The sequence below is a fragment of the Azospirillum sp. B4 genome, assembly GCF_000333275.1.
Classification (GTDB): Bacteria; Pseudomonadota; Alphaproteobacteria; order Azospirillales; family Azospirillaceae; genus Nitrospirillum.
Window position 1 is genome coordinate 1 of the sequence record NZ_BACU01000647.1, and the last position, 6502, is coordinate 6502.

At 68.4% G+C, this 6502-nt stretch carries 5 protein-coding genes and 1 pseudogene; all 6 read left to right on the plus strand.

The features are described 5' to 3' along the window. The first annotated feature begins 28 nt into the window (after nt 1-28). Entirely contained in the window at nt 29-451 is a 423-nt protein-coding gene (locus tag I55_RS29340) for a hypothetical protein (RefSeq protein ID WP_199902764.1), read from the plus strand. A gap of 57 nt (nt 452-508) precedes the next feature. After that, entirely contained in the window at nt 509-3244 is a 2736-nt protein-coding gene (gene infB, locus I55_RS29345; RefSeq protein WP_044564266.1) for a translation initiation factor IF-2, read from the plus strand. A gap of 187 nt (nt 3245-3431) precedes the next feature. Then, nucleotides 3432-3917, plus strand: a complete 486-nt coding sequence (gene rbfA, locus I55_RS29350) for a 30S ribosome-binding factor RbfA (protein ID WP_044564267.1) — start codon at nt 3432-3434, stop codon at nt 3915-3917. Further along, entirely contained in the window at nt 3907-4848 is a 942-nt protein-coding gene (gene truB, locus I55_RS29355) for a tRNA pseudouridine(55) synthase TruB (RefSeq protein ID WP_044564268.1), read from the plus strand. Before rbfA ends, truB begins: the two co-directional genes overlap by 11 nt. A 15-nt stretch (nt 4849-4863) precedes the next feature. Further along, nucleotides 4864-5133, plus strand: a complete 270-nt coding sequence (gene rpsO, locus I55_RS29360; RefSeq protein WP_044564271.1) for a 30S ribosomal protein S15 — start codon at nt 4864-4866, stop codon at nt 5131-5133. Between the two features lie 295 nt (nt 5134-5428). Then, nucleotides 5429-6502, plus strand: a pseudogene (locus tag I55_RS29365) (polyribonucleotide nucleotidyltransferase); the annotation flags it as partial.

Genomic DNA, 6502 nt, shown 5'->3' on the forward strand with positions numbered 1-6502 from the left:
CTTTGGTTGAAAGGCGGTCGCCAAAGGTTTGTTCGCCAAGGCGGCGCGCCGGTCGGTGCGCACCCCGGCGGACATGGGGGCCCAGGTTTCGGGCCTCCTGCGTCGCCGCTGTCTGGACCTGGTCGGGCTTGCCCGGCGGGGCGGCCAGGCGGTGGCGGGGTTTGAGAAGGTGGCCGCGGCGCTGCGCGCCAAGGCCATCGGTACGCGGTCGGGCATAGGGCTCAGGCTGGAGGCGTCCGATGGGGCTGCCGACGGCCGGTCCAAGCTGGACGCGCTGTCCCCCGGCATCCCGGTGGTCGATATCTTCGACCGGGGGGAGCTGGGCATGGCGCTGGGCCGCGATGACGCGGTGCATGCCGTGGTGGGTGCCGGACCTCTGGTCCAGCGCCTGCAGCGGGAGGCGGACAGGCTGCGGGCCCTGACAAAGGGACGTCAGCCCAGCGCTGGGTAAGGGATGGCCCTGGGGCAACGGCCCTGGGGCGACAACGATGAAACAGTCGGATATCGGATGACTGACACGAGCGACCAGGACCGCAAGAAGTTGAGCCTTACCGGTCGAGGCAAGCTGGAGCTGAAGAAGACGGAGGCGGCGGGATCCGTGCGCCAAAGCTTCTCGCACGGCCGCACCAAGACCGTTGCGGTTGAGGTCAAGCGCAAGCGAACCTTCGAACAGGGCGCCCGACCGGGCGTGGCCGATGGCGGTGCCGCCGCCCGCGCCGCCGCCGAGGGCCGTCCGGCCCAGGGGGGCAGCCGTGGCCAGCCGCCACGGGGCGGCGCCCCCCGCCAGTTGACCGACAGCGAGCGTGAGGCCCGGCTGCGGGCGCTCCGTGCCCTGGGCGATGCCGCCCAGCAGGAGGCTGTCGCCGACGAGATGCTGGACGAGGTGATCGCGGACGAGCTGGCGGTGGCCGAGGAAGTCGCCGCGCCGGCCCCCGCGCCCGAGCCCGTGGCCGAGGAGCCCGTTTCCGACGGCCCCCTGGACGATGAGACCCTGCGCCGCCGCGAACTGGAAGAGCTGCGGCTGATCCAGGAAGAGGAGAAGCGCGTCGCCGCCGAGGCGGAGAAGCGCCGCCAGGAGGAAGAGGCCAAGCGCAAGGAGGCCGAGGCCGCCCGCAAGGCCGAGGAAGCCCCGCGCCCCGCGCGCCCCGCCGGCGGCGGCAATGCCGGCGCCACGACCACCACCACGGACGCGGCGGCGCCGCGCGGCCCCCTGGCCCCGCGCGCCGTCGAGGACGAGGATGACGACAGCGGCCGCCGCCGCGCCGGTCCGGGCGGTCCCGCCAAGACCGCCAGCAAGGTCGCGGCCCCGGCCCCGGCCAAGGCCGCCAAGGGTGGGGAGCGTCGCCGCAACGCCGGCAAGCTGACCATTTCCCAGGCGCTGAGCGATGAGGGCGCCCCGCGCGGCCGAAGCATGGCCGCGCTGCGCCGCGCCCGTGAACGTGAAAAGCAGCGCCTCAGCGGGCGTCAGGATACGCAAAAAGTGACCCGCGACGTCATCATCCCCGAAGTCATCACCGTGCAGGAACTGGCCAACCGTATGGCCGAGCGTGGCGCGGATGTGATCAAGGCGCTGATGCGCATGGGCGTGATGGCCACCATCACCCAGAACATCGACACCGACACCGCCGAGCTGATCGTGACGGAATTCGGCCACCGCGCGCACCGCGTGTCGGAAGCCGACGTCGAAGTGGGCGTGAAGGGTGAGGTCGACCGCGACGAGGACCTGTCGTCGCGTCCGCCGGTCGTCACCGTCATGGGCCACGTCGACCACGGCAAGACCTCGCTGCTGGACGCCCTGCGCCACACCGACGTCGCCAGCCGCGAGGCCGGCGGCATCACCCAGCACATCGGCGCCTATCAGGTGCAACTGGCGTCTGGTTCGCGCATCACCTTCATCGACACCCCCGGCCACGCCGCCTTCACCGAGATGCGCGCCCGTGGCGCCAACGTCACGGACGTGGTGGTGCTGGTGGTGGCCGCCGACGACGGCGTCATGCCGCAGACGGTCGAAGCCATCCAGCACGCCAAGGCGGCCGAGGTTCCGATCATCATCGCCATCAACAAGTGCGACCTGCCCGGTGCCAAGCCGGACCGGGTGCGGCAGGAACTGCTGCAGCACGGCTTGGTGGTTGAAGCCATGGGCGGCGACGTCCTGGACGTGGAAGTGTCGGCGAAGACGGGCAAGGGCCTGGACAAGCTGGAGGAGAACATCCTCCTGCAGGCCGAAATCCTGGAGCTGAAGGCCAACCCCAACCGCACCGCCGAAGGCGTGGTCGTCGAGGCCAAGCTGGAACGCGGCCGTGGTTCCGTCGCCACCATGCTGGTGCAGCGCGGCACGCTGAAGGTGGGCGACATCGTCGTCGCCGGCAGCGAGTGGGGTCGCGTCCGCGCCCTGGTCAACGACCGTGGCCAGAACGTGGACAGCGCCGGTCCCGCCACCCCGGTGGAGGTGCTGGGCCTGAACGCCACGCCACTGGCCGGTGACGAGTTCTCGGTGGTCGAGAGCGAAGGCCGCGCCCGCGAGATCACCGAGTTCCGTCAGCGCAAGAAGCGGGAGGCCCAGGTCGCCCAGTCGGCGCGTGGTTCGCTGGAACAGATGTTCAAGCAGATCCAGGCGGGCGAGGTGAAGGAACTGCCGCTGGTCATCAAGGGCGACGTGCAGGGCTCGATCGAGGCCATCTCTGGCACGCTGGAAAAGCTGGCCGGCGACAATGCCGAGGTCAAGGTGCGCGTCCTGCACTCCGGTGTGGGCGCCATCAATGAGAGCGACGTCACCCTGGCGAACGCGTCCCGCGGCATCATCATCGGCTTCAACGTCCGCGCCAATCCGCAGGCCCGCGAGATGGCCAAGCGCGACAGCGCGGAAATCCGCTACTACTCGGTCATCTACGACATCATCGACGATGTCCGGGCCCTGCTGACGGGCATGCTGAAGCCGGTCCTGCGCGAACGCTTCCTGGGCAACGCGCAGATCCTGGAGGTGTTCAACATCACCAAGGTCGGCAAGGTCGGTGGCTGCCGCGTGACGGAAGGCATCGTGAAGCGTGGTGCCGGCGTGCGCCTGCTGCGCGACAACGTCGTCATCCACGAAGGCACGCTCAAGACGCTCAAGCGCTTCAAGGACGAAGTCAAGGAAGTGCGCGAGGGTTACGAGTGCGGCATGGCCTTCGAGAACTACGACAACATCCAGCCGGGCGACGTCATCGAAGCCTATGAGATGGAAGAGGTGGCCCGCGCCCTGTAAGGCGCCGGCCCCCGATCCCCTCAGCTGGATCAGTACCTGCCTGACATCCGGCCGTCCGGTCCAACCCCGGACGGCCGTTTTGGCTCTTCCGCAAGAGCCGCTTTTGGCCCTGGCGCCGTTCCCCACCGGGGGTGCGGGCCGGCTGGCCCTCCCTTGCGGGGGCCCTCATATATTAGGATAGTGATCGATGAGCCGACATGGTGACGCCGACCTGCGCGCCGGCAAGGCCCCCTCTCAACGTCAGCTGCGCGTGGGCGAGGAATTGCGTCACGCCCTGGCCGACATCCTGCGCCGGGCCGATTTCCGCGACCCCGACCTGCACGACCTGAACGTGACGGTCAGCGAGGTGCGCATCAGTCCCGACCTCAAGAACGCCACCGCCTTCGTCATGCCGCTGGGTGGCGGCCATCTGGAGCAGGTGAAGGCGCTGAACCGCGTCTCGGCTTATCTGCGCAGCCAGGTGGCCAAGGCCATGCGCCTGCAGCACGTGCCGCGCCTCAGCTTCCAGGTCGACGTGTCGTTCGACTATGCCCAGCGCATCGACCAGCTGCTGCACCGTCCCGACGTGCAGCGCGACCTGGACCATGAGGCTGGCGACCCTGAGGCTGGCGACGACGAGGGCGAGGCTGTCGGCCGCGGCGAGGACCATGCCGAGGGCCACGATGGCCCGTAAGCGCAAGGGCCGGCCGCTGCACGGATGGCTGGTGCTGGACAAGCCGCCGGGCATGACCAGCACCCAGGCCATGGCCAAGACCCGCTGGCTGATGCAGGCGGAAAAGGCGGGCCATGCCGGCACGCTGGATCCCATCGCCACCGGCATCCTGCCCATCGCCTTCGGCGAAGCGACCAAGACCGTGTCCTACGCCATGGACTGCGGCAAGACCTACCGCTTCACCTTGCGCTTCGGCGAGTCCCGCACCACCGACGACTTGGCGGGCGAGGTGACGGCCACCCATGACCACCGTCCCAGTGACGAGGCCATCGAGGCGGCGCTGGAGAACTTCCAGGGTGAGATCAGCCAGGTCCCGCCTCAATTCTCCGCCATCAAGGTGGCGGGCGAGCGTGCCTATGATTTGGCGCGGGAGGGTGAGCGGGTGGATCTGGCGCCGCGCATCGTGCGGGTGGACAGCTTCCTGCTGACCGGCCGCCCGGATGCCGACCACGCCGAGTTCGAGGTGGAGTGCGGCAAAGGCACCTATATGCGCTCCCTGGCGCGCGACCTGGCCCTGGCTTTGGGCACCGTGGGCCATGTCTCCGTCCTGCGCCGGCTGCGGGTGGGGCGTTTCACCATGGACCAGGCGATTTCGCTTGACGAATTGGAACGGGTGGCGCAGACACCCACGGTCGAAGGACTTCTGCAACCGATCGAGACCGCGCTGGACGACATCCCGGCGCTGGCCCTGGCGGAAGCGGAAGCGCACCGACTGAGACACGGACAAACGGTGGCGCTGCTGCGCCGTCACGATCTGGAGCGGCTGGAAGCCATCCACGATCAGTTGGCGGGCGGTGAGCCCATCGCGCTTGCCATTTCAGGTGGCAAGCCGGTGGCGTTGGTCCATGTCGAGGGGGCGGAGGTCCGTCCGGTGCGCGTTTTGAACCTCTAAGTGACGGAGACGACGATGTCGATCACTGCCGAGCGCAAGCAGGCGCTCATTGCCGAGTACAAGACCGCCGAAGGTGACACGGGTTCGCCCGAGGTGCAGGTGGCGATCCTGACGGAACGCATCACCAACCTGACCGATCACATGAAGTCCCACAACAAGGACTTCCACTCCCGCCGTGGCCTGCTGGTCATGGTGAGCCAGCGCCGCAGCCTGCTGGACTACCTGAAGCGCAAGGACGTGTCCCGCTATACCTCGCTGATCCAGCGTCTGGGCCTGCGTCGCTAAAGGGATGATCCGGACGACGCCCTTGGCGCAGCCGACCGCAGTCACTGGTGGCACCGGCCACCCGCCGTCCGGCGGGTCCGGCGCCCCGACGCGGCGGGACCGCGCCGGGACTCCCGCCCGGATGACCCTCGAGCGTTTCGGTTTTGGGTATTGAGTAGTAAGGATGGCCAGCCGGGGTGGACCCGGCTGGCCATCTGTCATTTAAAGGTTTCCAACGCGGGTGCTGCCGATAGGGCCCCGGCTCGGCCGTCCAATCCGGGACGTGATCCGAGTATCGGATGGAAGGAAGAAAGATATGTTCAAGGTTTTCCGCAAAGAGATGGAATGGGGCGGCCGCAAGCTGACCCTCGAGACGGGCAAGGTCGCCCGCCAGGCTGATGGCGCTGTCATCGCCACCTACGGCGACACGGTGGTGCTCTGCACCGCCGTTGGCGCCAAGTCCGTGAAGCCCGGCCAGGACTTTTTCCCGCTGACCGTCAACTACCAGGAAAAGGCGTTCGCCGCCGGCAAGATCCCGGGCGGCTTCTTCAAGCGTGAAGGCCGTCCGACCGAGAAGGAGGTGCTGACCTCCCGCCTCATCGACCGCCCCATCCGCCCGCTGTTCGTCGACGGCTTCCGCAATGAAGTGCAGGTCGTCTGCACCGTGCTGAGCCACGACCTGGAAAATGACCCCGACATCGTCGCCATGATCGGCGCGTCGGCCGCCCTGACGCTGTCCGGCCTGCCCTTCCTGGGCCCCATCGGCGGCGCCCGCGTCGGCTACAAGGACGGCGAGTTCATCCTGAACCCGACGCTGGAGCAGGTGGAAACCACCGACCTGGACCTGGTGGTCGCCGGTACGCAGGAAGGCGTGCTGATGGTCGAATCGGAAGCCAAGGAGCTGTCCGAGGAGATCATGCTGAAGGCCGTCATGTTCGGCCACACCGCCTTCCAATCGGTGATCAACCTGATCATCGACCTGGCCGAGCAGGCCGCCAAGGACCCCTGGGTCCTGCCGGCCCCGGCCTACGACAAGGCCGCCCTGAAGGCCAAGCTGAACGATCTGGTGGGCGCCGACATCCGCGCCGCCTACACCCTGACCGTGAAGCAGGAGCGGTATGAGGCCATCTCCACCGCCAAGAAGAAGGCGGTCGAGGCCCTGACCGCCGACGCGGCCCACACCGCCGAAGCCGTGGGCAGCACCTTCAAGGACCTGGAAGCCGACGTGCTGCGCGGTTCGGTGCTGGAGACCGGCAAGCGCATCGACGGCCGCACCACCGTTGACATCCGTCCCATCGTGGCGGAAGTGGGCGTGCTGCCCCGGGCCCACGGTTCGTCCCTGTTCACCCGTGGCGAGACCCAGGCCCTGGTGGTCGCCACCCTGGCCCGC